Origin of the sequence: Stenotrophomonas sp. A3_2 (genome assembly GCF_036624925.1) — a bacterium.
GTDB classification, from domain to species: Bacteria; Pseudomonadota; Gammaproteobacteria; order Xanthomonadales; family Xanthomonadaceae; genus Stenotrophomonas; species Stenotrophomonas hibiscicola.
This window is the reverse complement of record NZ_JAZKVY010000322.1, coordinates 1-341: the sequence shown is the minus strand read 5'-3', so window position 1 is coordinate 341 and position 341 is coordinate 1. Positions and strand designations below refer to the sequence as shown.

1 protein-coding gene is annotated in these 341 nt (G+C 76.2%); it reads left to right on the top strand.

Annotation, left to right across the window (positions count from 1 at the left end; translation table 11 throughout):
* Positions 1 to 283: hypothetical protein (locus tag R5H29_RS14875; protein WP_332329376.1), on the top strand; the 283-nt coding region annotated here is incomplete at its 5' end.
* Positions 284 to 341 lie beyond the last annotated feature (58 nt).

Sequence of the window (341 nt, the reverse complement as noted above, 5' to 3'; positions counted from 1 at the left end):
CGCCATTGGCCGCCGGGCCGGGCGGCCGGATTTCGACTGTGTCGCCTCGCGCGCCGTGGTGCCAAGCGGCGAGAAGGCGGTGCTGGCGGCGGGCGCCCTGCTGGCGGCGTTGCGGCCGCGCCGCGCGCTTGCGGCAGGCGCACCGGACGCCGCCTGGCGTTTGCTGGCCGCCTGCCCGGCGCCCGCTCCGGGTGCCGCGTTTGGCACCGCACGGGGCGCCAGCCGCATGGTGGAACTGTTCTCCATCCTGGAAGCGCGGCAGCACGCGGCGGACCAGGGATGAGCTGGCACTGGCTCTCGCTGGAGCTGCTGGCGCTCGCCTGGGGGGTGTGGGAGTTGCG